This window comes from Thalassobellus citreus, assembly GCF_044385915.1.
Taxonomy (GTDB): Bacteria; Bacteroidota; Bacteroidia; order Flavobacteriales; family Flavobacteriaceae; genus Thalassobellus; species Thalassobellus citreus.
The window spans coordinates 1-16,309 of record NZ_JBISCC010000129.1 but is presented as its reverse complement, the minus strand read 5'-3'; the positions used below and the strand labels follow the sequence as shown (position 1 = coordinate 16,309).

At 29.9% G+C, this 16,309-nt stretch carries 12 protein-coding genes; 10 read left to right on the top strand and 2 right to left on the bottom strand.

Annotation, left to right across the window (positions count from 1 at the left end; all coding sequences use genetic code 11):
- Positions 1 to 10 precede the first annotated feature (10 nt).
- The 10 genes from trmD (at position 11) to ACH5TX_RS16020 (ending at position 13,085) form a co-directional block, all read left to right on the top strand.
- Complete coding sequence (gene trmD / locus ACH5TX_RS16065) at positions 11 to 688, top strand: tRNA (guanosine(37)-N1)-methyltransferase TrmD (protein ID WP_439340507.1); 678 nt, start codon at positions 11 to 13, stop codon at positions 686 to 688.
- 369 nt (positions 689 to 1,057) lie between these two features.
- Positions 1,058 to 1,408 carry a 50S ribosomal protein L19 gene (rplS, locus tag ACH5TX_RS16060; RefSeq protein ID WP_439340506.1) on the top strand — a complete coding sequence of 117 codons (351 nt, stop codon included), beginning with the start codon at positions 1,058 to 1,060 and terminating at the stop codon, positions 1,406 to 1,408.
- Between the two features lie 861 nt (positions 1,409 to 2,269).
- A complete protein-coding gene (locus ACH5TX_RS16055) occupies positions 2,270 to 4,480 on the top strand; it encodes an NADP-dependent isocitrate dehydrogenase (protein ID WP_439340505.1) in 2,211 nt (736 codons plus the stop codon).
- 79 nt (positions 4,481 to 4,559) lie between these two features.
- The gene (locus ACH5TX_RS16050) at positions 4,560 to 6,935 is read left to right on the top strand and encodes a TonB-dependent receptor (RefSeq protein WP_439340504.1); all 2,376 of its coding nucleotides are present in this window, start codon (positions 4,560 to 4,562) and stop codon (positions 6,933 to 6,935) included.
- 3 nt (positions 6,936 to 6,938) lie between these two features.
- Positions 6,939 to 7,754: a DUF4249 family protein gene (locus tag ACH5TX_RS16045; protein ID WP_439340503.1), complete on the top strand. Its 816-nt coding sequence runs from the start codon at positions 6,939 to 6,941 to the stop codon at positions 7,752 to 7,754.
- Between the two features lie 138 nt (positions 7,755 to 7,892).
- On the top strand, positions 7,893 to 9,134 hold the full coding sequence (locus tag ACH5TX_RS16040; protein ID WP_439340502.1) for an efflux RND transporter periplasmic adaptor subunit: 1,242 nt from the start codon (positions 7,893 to 7,895) through the stop codon (positions 9,132 to 9,134).
- Positions 9,135 to 9,137: 3 nt separating this feature from the next.
- Positions 9,138 to 10,514, top strand: coding sequence for an ABC transporter permease (locus ACH5TX_RS16035; protein WP_439340501.1), 1,377 nt, complete (start codon positions 9,138 to 9,140; stop codon positions 10,512 to 10,514).
- Between the two features lie 35 nt (positions 10,515 to 10,549).
- A complete protein-coding gene (locus ACH5TX_RS16030) occupies positions 10,550 to 12,013 on the top strand; it encodes a TolC family protein (RefSeq protein ID WP_439340500.1) in 1,464 nt (487 codons plus the stop codon).
- A gap of 30 nt (positions 12,014 to 12,043) precedes the next feature.
- Positions 12,044 to 12,862: an N-acetylmuramic acid 6-phosphate etherase gene (gene murQ, locus ACH5TX_RS16025; protein WP_439340499.1), complete on the top strand. Its 819-nt coding sequence runs from the start codon at positions 12,044 to 12,046 to the stop codon at positions 12,860 to 12,862.
- Positions 12,852 to 13,085 (top strand): DUF6095 family protein, encoded by a 234-nt coding sequence (locus tag ACH5TX_RS16020; RefSeq protein ID WP_439340498.1) that lies wholly within the window; start codon positions 12,852 to 12,854, stop codon positions 13,083 to 13,085. The genes murQ and ACH5TX_RS16020 overlap by 11 nt, the downstream gene beginning before the upstream one ends.
- On the opposite strand, the gene ACH5TX_RS16015 is transcribed toward ACH5TX_RS16020, so the two are convergent.
- Positions 13,086 to 13,586, bottom strand: coding sequence for a hypothetical protein (locus ACH5TX_RS16015; RefSeq protein WP_439340497.1), 501 nt, complete (start codon positions 13,584 to 13,586; stop codon positions 13,086 to 13,088).
- A gap of 94 nt (positions 13,587 to 13,680) precedes the next feature.
- Positions 13,681 to 16,122, bottom strand: a complete 2,442-nt coding sequence (locus tag ACH5TX_RS16010) for a helix-turn-helix domain-containing protein (RefSeq protein ID WP_439340496.1) — start codon at positions 16,120 to 16,122, stop codon at positions 13,681 to 13,683.
- Positions 16,123 to 16,309: the final 187 nt, after the last annotated feature.

The window sequence follows — 16,309 nt, the reverse complement described above, 5'->3', positions numbered from 1 at the left end:
AAAAAATCTCATGCGCATAGATATTATAACTGTTTTACCAGAATTACTTAAGAGTCCGTTTGAAGCATCTATTTTAAAACGTGCTATTGATGCTGGTTTGGTAGAAGTCCATTTTCATAATTTAAGAGATTATACAACCGATAACTATAAATCTATAGACGACACCCAATTTGGTGGTGGTGCAGGTATGGTTATGATGATAGAACCTATAGATAAATGTATTTCGGCTTTAAAAGCAGAACGCGATTACGACGAGGTAATATATATGACACCCGATGGAGAAACCTTAAAACAAGGTATTGCCAATCATTTATCGCTAAAAGAAAATATTATTATTCTTTGCGGACATTACAAAGGCGTAGACCAACGTGTGAGAGACCTTTTAATTACGCGAGAAATATCTATTGGAGATTATGTATTATCTGGTGGTGAGTTAGGTGCAGCTGTACTTTGCGATGCTGTAATAAGATTAATACCTGGGGTTTTAGGAAATGAAACCTCTGCCCTAACCGATTCATTTCAAGATGGATTGTTAGCACCTCCTATTTATACAAAACCAAGGGAATACAAAGGGATGAAGGTGCCTGAATTATTATTTGGCGGCAATTTCCCTAAAATTGAAAAATGGCGTGAAGAACAGGCGTATTTAAGAACTAAAGAACGTCGTCCTGATTTGTTAGATGATTGATTTAGCTAATTATTAAACTAATTTCTGCTTTTTGTAATGTGTACTAAATTGTGTTAAGGATAGAAGCGGCATCCTTTATGCAAAGCTTTAAAGTTGAAACGTACTTTATAAACTAAAAGCTGTTTGATAATGAGATCCCGAAACAAGTTCGGGACTGCTTTGCAGAAAGATATAGTGGATAGCCTGACTTTTTGCTTGCTAACAACTTGGTTTTAAGCTACAAACATGAAGCAAAAAGGAACACCCTAAAAAAGATTATTATTAATTGTAAATTATTAATTATTAACTATCTTTGCAGCCAATTTCGGGTTAACCTCTGGCGAAAATCGTGTATGTTGTTCTGAATTAATTATAATTAAATTTAAAGATATGGAATCTTTAGTAAAATTTGTTCAAGACGAATTTGTAACAAAAAAGGAATTCCCAGTTTTTGCAGCTGGTGATACAATTACTGTTTTCTACGAAATTAGAGAGGGTGATAAAGTACGTACTCAGTTTTTTAGAGGCATAGTAATACAAAGAAGAGGATCTGGTTCATCAGAAACTTTTACAATTAGAAAAATGTCTGGTACTATTGGTGTAGAGCGTATCTTCCCAGTAAACTTACCTGCATTACAAAAAATTGAAGTTAACAAACGTGGTAAAGTACGTAGAGCTCGTATCTTCTACTTTAGAGGTCTTACTGGTAAAAAAGCCAGAATTACTGAGCGTAGACGTTAATATAGTACAACTGCATAAGCAGCGATTAAAAGCCTTGATTTTATATCAAGGCTTTTTTTATTAACTATTGTTAATAACTACGGTTTATAAGTAGTTGATATCTAATCGCTTAAAAAGTTTGTTTTTTTGAATTTAGGTTATACTTTAGTAAAAAGAAATAATAACAGCTATTGGTTGGTTTCATCTCAACAATGAATTTATATTATTTTCTAAATAAGGTAACGTTCTTATAAAATTGTTTTTTGAGGTTTTTAGTTGACATGTGTATGCGTGAATAATGAAAAACCATGATATTACAAAAAGTCCTAAATACGCAAGTAGTTGGCAACTGGTGTAATTGAAAGCTTAAAAAGCAACAAAAACGAAAGTAATTGTTGTAATGAAAGCAATGCTTTAAGCAAACTTAACACGAAAGTGAAGAGCAAGTTTAATAGCATCAAGGAAAACGATTATCTGAAACATTTTAGTAATAGGTCAATACATTTTGAAAATTACAACAAAAATGTTTCACTTGTAATAATAGCACTTGAATTGAAATCGTTTGATGAATATTTGAACGTCTTTTAATAGCAATATTAAAATAGATCATGTTATGTTATTACATAGAAAGCCATATCAAAGGAGATTAAATTCTTTCGTGATATGGCTTTTGTTTTTTTAGCTTCTGTAACTTTTTGTTACCAAATTCTTATTAGTACCTCCCTTTTTTATAATTCTATTAAAACTTATTGATTACTATACGGTTTCACATAATTTTAGAATATTTTTAATAGTCAATTTTTGTATATTCGCAATTCCAAAAAAAACAACAATTTAATTTTCCAAAAAATTAAACTAATTAACAATTAAAACATCTAAGTAATGTCTAAAATTATTTATACAAAAACCGATGAAGCTCCTGCTTTAGCGACACGCTCTTTTTTACCCATAGTTCAAGCTTTTGTAAAGTCTTCTGGTATTAATATAGAAACTAAAGATATTTCTTTAGCAGCAAGAATTTTAGCAGTTTTTCCTGATTTTTTAAATGAAGATCAAAGAGTTTCTGATGATTTAGCTTTTCTTGGTGAATTAGCAAAAAAGCCAGAAGCTAATATTGTAAAACTACCAAATATTAGTGCTTCGGTCCCTCAATTAAAAGCAGCTATAAAAGAATTACAATCGCAAGGTTTTGGTATTCCTAATTACCCAGACGAACCTAATACAGCGGAAGAAGAAGAGATTAAAGCACGTTACAACAAAATTAAAGGAAGTGCTGTAAACCCTGTGTTACGTGAAGGGAACTCTGATAGACGTGCTCCAAAAGCAGTTAAGAATTATGCTAAAAACAATCCACACTCAATGGGTGCTTGGAGTAGCGATTCTAAAACGCATGTTGCCACTATGGGTGCTAATGATTTTGCTAGTAATGAAAAATCTGTAACCATAAGTGATGCCACTAGTATAAAAATTGTTCATACAGATAGTAATGGAACTACCACTGTATTAAAAGATTCTTTAGCTTTATTAAAAGGCGAAATAATTGATGCTACCGTATTAAATAAAAAAGCTTTAATAAACTTTTTTGAAACACAAATAGAAGACGCTAAAGCTAACAACGTATTACTTTCATTACACATGAAAGCAACCATGATGAAAGTGAGCGACCCTATTATATTTGGTCATGCTGTTAAAGTGTTTTTTAAAAACGTATTTGCTAAACATGCTGAAATATTAGAAGAAATTGGTGTTGATGTTAATAATGGTTTTGGAAATTTAGTTGAAAAAATCAAAGAATTACCAGAAGCAAAACGCAACGAAATACAAGCAGACATTGATGCTGCATTTAAAAACGGACCTGAAGTTGCTATGGTAAATAGTGATAAAGGTATTACCAACTTACATGTACCTAGTGATGTTATTATTGATGCTTCTATGCCAGCAATGATTCGTACTTCTGGGCAAATGTGGAATGCTGAAGGTAAATTACAAGATACTAAAGCAATTATTCCAGATAGTAGTTATGCTGGAATTTACTCTGCAACTATAGATTTCTGTAAAAAGAATGGTGCTTTTGATCCTACAACTATGGGTACAGTTCCTAATGTTGGACTCATGGCTCAAAAAGCTGAAGAATATGGTTCTCATGATAAAACATTTGAAATAGCTTCTAAAGGAACAGTTAGTGTTATTGATGCGTCTGGTAATACATTATTAGAACATACTGTTGAAGCTGGAGACATTTGGAGAATGTGTCAAGTAAAAGATGCTCCTATTCAAGACTGGGTAAAACTTGCTGTTACTCGAGCAAGAGCTTCTCAAACGCCTGCTGTTTTCTGGTTAGATGAAAATAGAGCGCATGATGCTGAATTAATTAAAAAAGTAAACACATATTTAAAAGATCATGATACTTCTGGATTAGACTTAAGAATCTTATCGCCTATAGATGCAACGCTATTTACTTGCGAAAGATTAAAGGACGGTAAAGATACTATTTCAGTTTCAGGAAATGTATTACGTGATTATTTAACAGATTTATTCCCTATTTTAGAAGTTGGAACTAGTGCAAAAATGTTATCTATTGTTCCTTTAATGAATGGTGGTGGTTTATTTGAAACTGGTGCTGGTGGATCTGCTCCAAAACATGTGCAACAATTATTAGAAGAAAATCATTTACGTTGGGATTCTTTAGGTGAATTTTTAGCATTAGCGGTTTCATTAGTACATTTTAGTGATGTAAATAACAATCCGAAAGCTAAAATTTTAGGAGATGCTTTAGATGATGCTACCGATAAACTGTTAGAAAACAGAAAAGGGCCTTCAAGAAAAGCTGGAGAATTAGATAATAGAGGAAGTCATTTTTACTTAGCTATGTATTGGGCTCAAGAATTAGCTAACCAAACAAAAGATGCTGATTTAAAAGCTGAATTTACTCCAATAGCAGAAAAATTATTAGAAAACGAAACTACTATTGTAAATGAACTAGCTGAAATACAAGGTAAACCAACAAGCATAGGTGGTTATTACGAACCTAATGAAGATTTAATTAATCAAGTTATGCGACCTAGTAAAACATTTAACAGCATAGTAAATTAAGAAAACATAAACAGTTTTTTAAAAAGCCCCTTTTTAGGGGCTTTTTTTTATATTTTTATAAAAAAACTGCTTAGAGCGTATGTATAAAATTATTCCGTGCTTTATTGTCGCACTGTGTTTTAATGTTTTAGTGTTAAACGCTCAAGAAAAATTCACACTCAGCGGAACTATTTTAGAACAAAGAAGTAACGAATCTCTTATTGGTGTAAATATTATTTTTCCAGAATTATCTACAGGAACAACTACTAATGAGTATGGATTTTATTCTATAACACTTCCTAAGGGCAACTATAAAATAGTTATTAGCTATTTAGGCTATAATTCAATATCAGAAACAATTTCACTTTCAGAAAGCATCACAAAAAATTATGCTCTAACTGATTCTACCGAAAATTTAGATGAAGTAATCATTACCAATAATACTGAAAAGCTAAATATAAAAGCGCCTCAAATGAGCGTCAACAAACTAAGTTCTAGTACAATTAAAGAAATTCCTGTGGTACTTGGCGAATCAGATATTATAAAAGCCATTACCTTATTACCTGGTGTTACTAGTGCGGGCGAAGGCGCTTCTGGTTTTAATGTTAGAGGTGGCGCTGCAGATCAAAATTTAATTCTTTTAGATGAAGCTATTATTTATAACTCATCACATTTATTCGGATTCTTTTCTGTGTTTAACCCCGATGCAATTAAAGATCTTAAACTTTATAAAGGAGGTATTCCAGCGCGTTATGGAGGTCGCGTTTCATCTGTTTTAGATATCTACCAAAAAGAAGGCAATAGCAAAGAGTTTCACATGAATGGTGGCATTGGTATTGTTTCTAGCAGATTACTTGCCGAAGGTCCTATAAAAAAAGACAAAGGCTCTTTTCTATTTGGAGGAAGATCTAGTTATGCGCATTTATTCTTACCTATTTTTGATATTAATAATATTGCATATTTCTACGATTTAAACACCAAATTAAGTTATAAAGTAAATAATAAAAATAATATTTACGTATCTGGTTATTTTGGTCGTGATGTATTTAGAATTCAGGATACATTTGAAAACACTTATGGGAACTCTGTTTTAAATTTTAGATGGAACCACTTATTTTCAAATAAATTATTTTCAAACTTATCTTTTATTTATTCTGATTATTATTATGATTTAAAATTAAACTTTGTTGAGTTTGATTGGGTTTCGGGCATCCAAAATTTTAATTTAAAATACGACCTTAAACATTATTTAACTGATACTTTCAAACTTCAATATGGATTTAATAGTATTTACTACAAATTTAATCCAGGTGACATAAAACCAACTAAAGAAAGTTCAGGAATAAATCCATTTAAACTCACAGATAAATATGCTTTTGAAAATGCATTATATATTGATGCTGAACATAAAATTTCAAATAAGTTAGCTTTATCTTACGGATTACGTTTTAGTACTTTTCATCGTTTAGGTCAAGATGAACTTAATATATACGAAAACAATCAAGCCGTTACTTTTAATAACGATTTTAAAATATATGAAAAAGCGGCTCCTACAGGTACAGAAACTTTTAAACGAAGTAATGTTATTGCGAGTTTTTTCAATATAGAACCACGGGCTTCATTAGCATATCAATTAAATACAACAAGCTCTATTAAAGCAAGCTATAATAGAATGAGCCAATATTTACATTTATTATCTAATACAAGTTCTCCAACACCACTAGATGTTTGGACACCAAGTGGTAAATATATAAAACCACAATTACTAGATCAATTTGCTATAGGATATTTTAAAAACTTTAATAACACTACGTATTCTTTAGAAGTAGAAAGTTTTTATAAAACTATAAAAAACAGAATCGATTATATTGATGGCGCTAATTTAGTAGCAAATAATGCTATAGAACAAGTTATTTTAAATGGTAAAGCTAGAGCTTATGGTTTAGAATTTTTATTAAAAAAAAATGAAGGTAGATTTAAAGGATGGCTAGCCTACACCCTATCTAAATCTGAACAACAAACAAAAGGACGAACTCCAAACGAACTTGGTATAAACAATGACAATTGGTATAACACACCTTACGATAAAACGCATGATATCTCATTTACAGGTAGCTATGAATTAAATAATAAATGGAAATTAAATACCAATTTCTTATTTCAAACAGGGCAACCCGCTACATTTCCAAATGGTCAGTATCAATTTAATGGTATTATTATTCCAAACTATAATAGTAGAAATTCAGATAGATTAACATCTTATAACCGTTTAGATATTTCAGCAACTTATACTCCAATACCTAAGAAAAAAAGAGGTTGGAAAAGTTACTGGGTCTTTGGTTTATATAATGCTTATAATCGTAAAAATGCTAGTTCTATAAATTTTGGAAGAAACTATGATACAGGATCTAATGAAGCCACTCGTTTATCTATTTTTGGTATTGTTCCATCGATTTCTTATAATTTCAAGCTTTAATCTATGAGAAAAATAATCTACATATTAATAATAAGTCTGAACTTTTTGTCTTGTGAAGATGTTATTGATGTTGACTTAAAATCTACTGAACCAAGATTAGTAATAAACGCATCTTTAAATTGGTTTAAAGAAACACAAGGAAACAATCAATATATTAAACTAACTCTAAGTGCTCCTTTCTTTAATAATAATGTCCCACCAGCAAATGGAGCCACCGTTATAGTAACAGATTTAAACAATAATACATACAACTTTATTGAAGAAGACAATACAGGTATATATATAAATAATTCATTCATCCCTGTTATTTATGGTACATACAACTTAACTATTATTTATAATAACGAAACATATACGGCTTCAGAAAAGTTAATACCTGTAAGCCCTATTGAATATGTAGAACAAAAAAATGAAGGAGGGTTTTCAGGAGAAGAAACCGAAATAAAAGCATTTTATACAGACCCTCAAGGAATAAAAAACTTTTACTTTTTCGAATTCATAAGTACAACTACAAAACAGCAAAGTCTAGAAGTTTATGATGACGAGTTTACTGATGGTAATCAAATTTTTGCTTTTTATTCAGATGAAGATTTAAATGCTGGAGATGAATTAGTTATTAAAAACTATGGTGTTTCAAAGCAGTTTTATGAATTCATGAACCTTTTACTTCAACAAACTGGCGATGAATCTGGTGATCCTTTTGAAACACAACCTGCTACAGTAAGAGGAAACTGTATTAATCAAACCAATCCAGAAAATTATCCACTAGGATATTTTAAAGCTTCCGAAGTTTCTATTTTCAACTACATAATCGAGTAATTTCTTATAATCGGTATAATATTTGTGCATTTAATTAGTTATAAATGAATAATTTATGAAGATATTAACTAAAAAAAATCTGACAGATGAGTTTTTTTTGTAATTTTATTCTTCATCATTCAAAAAAAATTACTAACCATGACAAAAAAAAATATTGCCTATATAATAGGTGCAATTGTTTTAATTATTGTTGCTTATTCACTCCTAACCAGCTCAACTGACGAAAACTCCTCTCTTACTGTAAAAGTTACAAAAGGAACATTTTTAGATGAAGTAGTAACATCGGGTGAAGCTCAATCTACAAGTTCAAAAGAAATAAAAGGCCCTATGAATTTGAGAAAATTCAAAATTAGAGAAGTTAAGATTCAAGATCTAGTGGCAGAAGGAACTACAGTAAAAAAAGGAGATTATGTGGCTAAACTAGACGGCTCTGATGTTAACGAAAAAATTATTGATGCCAAATTAAATTTAGAAACAGCTCAATCTAAATTTACCCAAAAACAATTAGACACTACGCTAACATTAAAACAAGAAAGAAATGCTATACAAGACCTTTTATTTAGAATAGAAGATGATAGGCTTGAATTAAAAAGTTCAATGTATGAACCTCCAACAACCATTCGGAAATTAGAAATAAATATTGAAAAAAACGAAAGAGATTTAAAAGAAAAGGAACAAGACTATTCTATTAAAAAAAGACAGGCAGATGCAGAAATGGTTGAAGTTGGAACAGAAGTTTTAAAAATAAAAAAGCGATTAGATGACCTATACGAATTGCAAAAATCATTCACTATTTATTCAGACGCAAATGGAATGGTCACATATTATGATAGATGGGGTAGTAAAGTAAAAGTAGGTTCATCAGTTTATGCATGGAATCCTATAGTGGCTACCTTACCAGATTTAACTAAAATGGAATCTAAAACATATAGTAACGAAGTTGATATAAGGAAAATAAAAAAAGATCTCCCAGTAAAAATAGGCTTTGATGCATTTCCCGATATTGAAGTTGAAGGTCTTGTTACTAGCGTGGCTAATGTTGGCGAAAAGAAAAAAGGATCTGATGTAAAGCTTTTTAGGGTTTTAATAAAATTAAATACTACTAATAATAGTATTAAACCCGGTATGACAACCTCAAATAGAATTCTAACAAATCTAAAAAAAGACGTTTTGATGTTGCCATTGGAAGCTATTTTTTCAAAAGATTCTATAAGTTATACATATTTAAAATCAGGATACTCAATTAAAAAAAAACAAGTTAAACTAGGTTTATCTAACAATGAAGTAGTAATTATAGAAAAAGGGTTAGAAGAAAACGATATTGTTTATTTAAATAAACCAGAAGATACAGATGACCAAAGTATAACTCTATTAAAATAGATTATGATAGATAAAATACTTTTAGAAAAACTAAAATCTACCTTTAACGAAGCTTTTTGGTTTATTAAAACGAATAAAGTTAGAACCTTTTTGACGGCTCTAGGAATCATTTTTGGTGTTGCCTCTGTTATAACAATGTTAGCTATTGGAAATGGTGCAGAAAAAGAAATACTAGCACAGTTAGAATTAGTTGGAGTAAATAATATTGTTATTACTCCTATTCCAGATGGAGATGAAAATGGCAATGATGAAGAGGATATTGATACTGAGACATCTAAAACAGAATCTAATCGTTTTTCTAAAGGCTTAGATATGCTAGATGGTTTAAGTATTAAAGAATATATTCCCTCTGTAAAAGCTGTAAGTCCTGAAATTATCTTAGATTCCTATGTTATAAATAATGGGAAACAGACTCCAGTAAAGCTAATAGGTATAGATTCTTCATTTTTCAAAACTTCTAATATCAATATTGAAAAAGGATCCAATTTCTCTAAATATCAATTAGAAAATGCGTTATCTGTATGCGTTATTGGAAAAAAAATAGAAAAAAAACTTTTTACCGGTAGTAGTGGCATTGGAAAATATATAAAAATTAAAGATGTATGGCTCCAAGTAGTTGGTGTTATAGAAGAAAAGTTAATTTCTGATACTGCACAAGAAAATTTAGGAATAAGAGATTTAAATCAAGATATATATACACCAATTAAAACCTTTTTAGTACGATATATCGACAGAAAGGTAATTGTTGATAAGGCTCAAGAAGATGATGGTTTTTATAGTTTTAATGGAAATCAAAATGGACCTAAAGCTCGTATTCCTAGAGGGAATTATCATCAAATAGATAAACTTACAGTTCAAGTTACAAATTCTAACGAATTAAAGGCAACTGCTGAAGTTTTAAGTAAAATGCTTAAACGCAGACATAACGATGTGTTAGATTTTGAAATAACAATTCCAATTCAACTTTTAAAACAACAACAAAAAACAAAACAAATTTTTAATATAGTATTAATTATTATTGCTGGGATATCATTACTTATTGGAGGTATTGGCATTATGAATATTATGTTAGCCTCTGTATTAGAAAGAACAAAAGAAATAGGCATAATTAGGGCGATTGGAGCCACCGAAGAAGATGTTATTCTTCAATTTTTATCTGAATCTATACTTATTAGTGTTGGTGGAGGTATCATTGGAATTATAGTTGGTATTATTGGAGCCTATATTATTGAAATCTTTTCAGGGATAGAAACAGTTTTATCCTTAAACTCTATTTTAATTTCGTTTTTTATCGCAGTCATTGTTGGATTAATTTTTGGAATTTTTCCTGCAAAAGCAGCAGCAAACAAAAGACCTATAGAAGCTTTAAGAACAGAATAATTATTTAACATCATCAATCAAAAACATATTAATAAATGAAAAAACTATTTATTATTATTATACTTGGTATTTTACCATCAATTATTTTTTCTCAATCAAAAAAAATAACATTATCTCAAGCCATTAGTATGGCTCAAAAACAATCGCCTGATTATAAAAGAAATTTAAACGCAAATCAAGAAAGTTATTGGAGGTATAAAAATTACAAAGCACGCTTTTTACCACAACTTAGATTAGACGCAACTTTACCTGAATTTAGTAATTCTATTAAGCGCCAACCTAACGATGCTGGGCAAGATGTTTTTGTAAATCAAAACCAATTAGTACTAGCAGGAGGATTATCTTTATCTCAAAATATTTCATTAACAGGTGGAACTTTATCATTATCCTCAAACTTAGAAAAAGTAGATCTTTTTGGTAATAATGATATCACAAACTATTCTGTGGTACCATTTTCTATTCGATACAATCAAAACTCTCTTTTCTATAATAGTTTTAAATGGGAAAAAAAAATAGAACCTTTAATTTATGAAGAATCTAAACGAGATTTTGTTGAAAAAATGGAAGCTATTTCAATAAATACATGTCGTCGTTATTTTAGCTTACTTAAAGCTCAGATGCAATTAAATATTGCAGAACAAAACTTATCAAATCAAGATACTCTATACCAAATTTCTCAAGGACGTTTTAAAATGGGTAAGATTGCCGAAAATGAATTATTACAGATGGAACTATCGCTCTTAAATTCAAAAAATAATGTAACATCTAATACTATTGAATTTAAGAGAACTTCTCAAAATATGTCGAGATATTTAGTATTAGATACTGAAAATATTGAATTAGAAGTGCCTGAAGATTTGGCTCTTTTTGAAGTAGATGCTAATAAGGCTATAGAAGAAGCGAAATCAAATAGAAAAGCTGTTATTGAATTTAGAAGAAAAAGGCTCCAATCTGAAAATAATTTAGCTAGAGCTAAAGGTAATAACAGATTACAAATGAATCTTAATGCTAATATAGGAGTTTCTCAGTTTGGAAATAATTTCGATAACTTATTTAATAATTATAATAAACAACAATACGTATCTGTAAGATTCGGTATTCCTATTTTTGATTGGGGGGTTTCAAAATCAGAACGTAAAATGGCCGAAGCTAATTTAGATTTAACAAACAACGATATTGAACAAGACAAACAAGAATTTGAGCAAGAAATTTATCTACATGTCTTAAATTGGTCAAGTAAAAGAAATTTCTTAATTACAGCTCAAAAAGCAAAAGAAATAGCTGAAAAAAGTTATGAAATCACTAAAAAAAGATATGTCTTAGGAAAGGTAACTATTACGGATTTAAATAGAAATCAAGAAAAAAAAGACCAAGCTATTGTAAGATATTTAAATTCTTTAGAAGCTTTTTGGGTTGACTATTATACATTAAGACAACTAACACTTTATGATTTTATAAATGATAAAAAAATTGAAGCAGAAGTCATTGTTTATAATTAAAAACTGATTATAAATTCATACTTTTGAATCATGAGCTTTATTAAAACTACCGAGCAAGATTCAAACTACAATCATTTAGAAAAAATGGATATTTCTTCATTATTAAGTAACATTAATAATGAAGATAAAACGGTGCCTCTAGCTGTAGAAAAAGCCATTCCTCAAATAGAAAATCTGGTTACTAACATAGTTAATAAACTAAAAGAAGGTGGTCGATTATTTTATATAGGAGCAGGAACTAGTGGTCGTTTAGGTATTTTAGATGCCTCCGAATGTCCGCCTACCTTTGGAGTTTCACATGATTTAGTTATTGGCTTAATTGCTGGAGGAGACAGAGCTATTAGAAAAGCCGTAGAATTTGCTGAAGACTCACTAACTGAAGGTTGGAAAGATTTAAGCGCATATAATATTTCTAATAAAGATGTGGTAGTTGGAATAGCTGCATCAGGAACAACTCCTTATGTTATTGCTGCTCTAGAGAATTGTAATAAAAACAATATTATTACAGGCTGTATCACTTGTAATAAAAACAGTCCACTATCTCAAACCTCTCAATTTCCTATAGAAGTTATTGTAGGTCCAGAATTTGTAACAGGTAGTTCTCGTATGAAAGCTGGAACAGCACAAAAACTAGTTCTGAATATGATAACCACAACAACCATGATTCAACTGGGGCATATTAAAGGAAATAAAATGGTTGATATGCAATTAAGCAATAATAAACTCGTAGATAGAGGTACAAAAATGATAATGACTGAGCTTAGTATATCTAAAGAAAAAGCTAAAAATTTATTAGACAAATATAAAAACGTGCGTTCTGCAATAAAAAACTATAACGATGGAAACTAAAAAAACAGATAAATTCTTATTATTCAAAGGTGTAAAACTTTTAGCATTTGCAGCTTTAAGTCTTTTTATGGGACCTACTTTAATGCATTTTGCGCTTTCAGATAAAGAAAATTCGCTTTACTTTCCTTTACTAATAGTAGCTTGTCTAATTTGTGCTATGGCAGTGTTCTTAATATTTAAAGGCATTAAAATTATTATGGCAAGCATGTTTAACAAGAAGTAATTAGCTTAGCAATGTTTCTTTTGGTGTATTAGGATTGTAACCAAAATCTGAATCATCAAAAGATATCTTTAAGCCTTCCAAAATGTAATTTATAATAGCGTAATGATGTATGGTATGGCTATTGGCTTGAGAAAACAATGCTCCCATAGTGTATTTTATCTCAGTTTTACCTAAACCTAAATCATCAAAAACATCAACGCTCGTGTTCATATCAAAATTTGAACTGCTAAGTTTATCAATAATAGTGTCTAAATAGCTTCTAGCACTACAGCATTTAGATTCTACATCTCTATTTCTACTTCTAGCGGTTAAATCAATTTGATTTTCTGAATTAATATTAAAAATACATTCATAAAAATCTAAAATATGTCTAACATGACTTCCTATACTTGAATTATAAGGAGATATGGAGTCATTACACAATAAATTATCATCTAAATTATCTAAAAGCGATTTTGTTTTATTAAGAGTTTTAAGCGAAGATTCAATTATAATATTCATGTACACTAAAATAACTAATTTATTTGATTTTAAAAATGATTATACTTTAGTCTATAAAGCATTCAATCCTTACATAAAAATAAGATCAATCTATTTAATTTGAAAATGCTAAATCTTCTAAAACTAAACGTAACTCACCATAAGAATATTTATCATCTAACTGGTTTTTTAAATCAGATACATTCTCAAAAGTTTTCTTTGGTATAACCTGTTTCAATTCTTGATAATGTTCTTTAGAAATTAAATCGGTTATTTTTACTTCTCCAGAACTAATAAAACTTGCCAAATGCCCAAAAATAGTATTCTCGTTTAATTCTCTCTCATTAGCAATAGCATCTATAGATTTTCCTGATTTAAATAATTCTAAAGATATTTTTTTAGTCTCACCTTTCTTCCTTTTAGGCTTTACATCTTCAAACATATCTTTAGGTTTAGAAACCTCAATATCATTTTCTTCACAAAAATCTATAATCGTTTTTAAAATAATGCTTCCATATTTATCAACACGCACCTTTCCCATACCATGAACTAACAGAAGTTCTTCTTTAGTTACTGGTAAGGTTTCGCACATTTCGTATAATGCCTTTTGAGAAAAAACCTGATAGTGAATTAAATCCTTTTCATTAGCAATTTCATTTCTAAGCACTCGCAATATTTCAAATAACTCGACATTTGTTGTACCATCAACAACCGTTTTTCTAGCTTTTTTAGGTTTATCTTTTGCTAAAAAAACTGCTTCAGTTCTCAATTCTAAAAAGGCTTTAGTATTATAGCCTTCTATTAAACCATTAAAGTATAAAAGCTTTGCAGTTAGTAAATCTTCAATAGTACCTATGTTTTTTATAAGATCAGAATCTATCGTTTTATTATCTGTAGTAAAGCTTAACAATTTTAATGAGGCCACTATCTTTTCTTCTGTTTCAGTTTTAAAATAATGAATAGCCTTTTTAAATCGCTCTTTAATAGCTTCACTTAATTCAGGTAATACATCTGGTTCTAAGAGTTGCTTTAGCTGACTATTAAAACCATTACTTACTTTTAAAAAAGAAGTTACAACACCTTTAATAGTTAATAAAGGAGCTTCAATATTTCCTTGAATGATTGTTCTGTTTTTGTAATAAATATCTAGCACTCTATTTACAGGATATAAGAATCCATAAAAATTAAAAATATCAGATATTAAATCCAATTGAAAGTCTTGCTGCGAAGCCACTAAAACATGTTCGTCTGGTTCATTTTCCTCAGCATTCCTATTAAACGATATAACATGACTATCACTAATAATCTGGCTAGAATGAATTTTACTTTTTAAAACTAAACCTTCTAAAGTTTTACACCTACTTAGTGCCACATAAGTTTGTCCGTGTGCAAATGCACCTTGAGCATCAATTATAGCATTTTCAAAAGTTAATCCTTGACTTTTATGAATAGTAATTGACCATGCTAAACGCAATGGCATTTGTGTAAACGATCCTATTTTATTTTCAGTTATCGCCTTTGTTTCAGGATCAACGGTATAATTAATATTCTCCCAAACTTCAAGAGTAGTAACAATATTAAAATCATCATCTGGACAATGCACCACTACTTCATCTTGATCTAGAAGAATCACCTTTCCAATTTTCCCATTATAATAACGCTTATCAGGACTGCTATCGTTTTTTATAAACATCACCTGTGCACCAACCTTCAAAGTAACCGCTTCATTATTCGGAAAAGAAGATTCCGGAAACTTCCCTTCAACTTTTGCTTTATATGTATGAGCTTTAGATTCTAACTTTTCTAACTCAATATTATTTGTAGCTTCCGCTTTGTTATTATGAGTCGTTAACGAAATAAAACCCGCATCTGGTTCTGGAATAAAATCAGGAATAAACCGTTTATTTAATTCCTCTGCCGAAGCCTCTGTAAGTTCATTATTTCTAATCTCATTTAGAATTTTAATAAATATAGGATTCTCCTGCCTATAAATATGTTTTAATTCTATAGTCACTGCTTTGCACGTTTCATATGCATGACTACTAAAAAAGAACCCATTTTTATAAAATGGTTTTAATAACTCCCATTCGTTCTCTCTAATAACAGGCGATAATTGTTGTAAATCACCAATCATTAATAATTGTACACCACCAAACACTTTATTTCTATCTCTAAAACGACGTAAGGTTTTATCAATACCATCTAATAAATCGGCACGTACCATACTAATTTCATCAATAACTAATAAGTCCATAGACTTAATAATATTGATTTTCGTCTTACTAAATTTTCTATTAAAACCTTTAGAAGCATTCAAATCGGTATCAGGTAAAATAGGCCCAAAAGGCATCTGAAAAAAAGAATGTATCGTTACACCTTTAGCATTAATAGCCGCAACACCAGTAGGAGCAACAACAACCATACGCTTCAAGCTATTCATTTTAAGCTTATGTAAAAAGGTTGTCTTTCCGGTACCAGCTTTCCCTGTTAAAAAAACAGATCTATTTGTATTGTTTACAAACTCCCAGGCTAATTCCAGTTCTTTATTTACAGGCATTAAATAACTTTTTAAAATAGATTTTGAAGATAATAAAATGAATAATTAATTGGGCGGGTTTTTAAGAAAAATAAAAACCGCGCTATACGTTACTAGTTTTGTAAAACCATATATGGCAGTTTTACAAAAGCTAACCACTACTATCGCTCCCGCAGTAATCAGCTAGAGTTAGTATTAACTCAAGAGT

What these genes read in the sequence shown, in the direction of transcription:
- trmD (WP_439340507.1), top strand. Translation starts at nt 11, where the DNA reads ATGCGCATAGATATTATAACTGTTTTACCAGAATTACTTAAGAGTCCG.
- rplS (WP_439340506.1), top strand. Translation starts at nt 1,058, where the DNA reads ATGGAATCTTTAGTAAAATTTGTTCAAGACGAATTTGTAACAAAAAAG.
- ACH5TX_RS16055 (WP_439340505.1), top strand. Translation starts at nt 2,270, where the DNA reads ATGTCTAAAATTATTTATACAAAAACCGATGAAGCTCCTGCTTTAGCG.
- ACH5TX_RS16050 (WP_439340504.1), top strand. Translation starts at nt 4,560, where the DNA reads ATGTATAAAATTATTCCGTGCTTTATTGTCGCACTGTGTTTTAATGTT.
- ACH5TX_RS16045 (WP_439340503.1), top strand. Translation starts at nt 6,939, where the DNA reads ATGAGAAAAATAATCTACATATTAATAATAAGTCTGAACTTTTTGTCT.
- ACH5TX_RS16040 (WP_439340502.1), top strand. Translation starts at nt 7,893, where the DNA reads ATGACAAAAAAAAATATTGCCTATATAATAGGTGCAATTGTTTTAATT.
- ACH5TX_RS16035 (WP_439340501.1), top strand. Translation starts at nt 9,138, where the DNA reads ATGATAGATAAAATACTTTTAGAAAAACTAAAATCTACCTTTAACGAA.
- ACH5TX_RS16030 (WP_439340500.1), top strand. Translation starts at nt 10,550, where the DNA reads ATGAAAAAACTATTTATTATTATTATACTTGGTATTTTACCATCAATT.
- murQ (WP_439340499.1), top strand. Translation starts at nt 12,044, where the DNA reads ATGAGCTTTATTAAAACTACCGAGCAAGATTCAAACTACAATCATTTA.
- ACH5TX_RS16020 (WP_439340498.1), top strand. Translation starts at nt 12,852, where the DNA reads ATGGAAACTAAAAAAACAGATAAATTCTTATTATTCAAAGGTGTAAAA.
- ACH5TX_RS16015 (WP_439340497.1), bottom strand. Translation starts at nt 13,586, where the DNA reads ATGAATATTATAATTGAATCTTCGCTTAAAACTCTTAATAAAACAAAA.
- ACH5TX_RS16010 (WP_439340496.1), bottom strand. Translation starts at nt 16,122, where the DNA reads ATGCCTGTAAATAAAGAACTGGAATTAGCCTGGGAGTTTGTAAACAAT.